Raw genomic sequence first — 438 nt, forward strand, 5'->3', positions numbered from 1 at the left:
CCCTCCCCTCTCTCTTCCTCCTCTTCCCCTCTTCCCCCCTCCTTTCCTCCCCCCTCTTCTCCCTTTCCCCCTCTTTTCCCCTCCCTCCCCTCTTTCCCCTTCCCCTTTCTTTTTTCCTTTTCTCTTCCCCCCTTTTCCTCTCTTCTTTCCTCTCTCCTCCTCTCCTCCCCTCTCTCCCTTTTCTCTTCTTCTCCCTTTTTCCTTTCCTCCTCCTCTCTTCTTCCCCTTCCCTCCCCTTTTTTCCCTTCTCCTCTCTCCTTTCTTTTTTTTCCTCCTTCCTTCTTCCTTTTCCTCCCTCCCCCCTCTCTCCTCTCTCTTCTCCCTTTTCCTTCTCCTTTCCCCCTTTCTTCTTCCTTTCCCTCTCTTTTCCTTTCCTTCCTCTCTCTCCCCCTCCTTCTTTCCCTTTTTCTTCCTCTTTCTTCCTCTCCTTCTCTCCCC

Annotated in this window: 1 protein-coding gene; it reads right to left on the bottom strand. The window is 52.3% G+C overall.

What is annotated here, in order from left to right; all coding sequences use genetic code 11:
* Positions 1 to 438, bottom strand: a 438-nt coding sequence (locus KH400_RS29700; RefSeq protein WP_217228028.1) for a hypothetical protein, incomplete at both ends; no start/stop codon positions are given.

The organism is Desertibacillus haloalkaliphilus (genome assembly GCF_019039105.1).
Classification (GTDB): domain Bacteria; phylum Bacillota; class Bacilli; order Bacillales; family KJ1-10-99; genus Desertibacillus; species Desertibacillus haloalkaliphilus.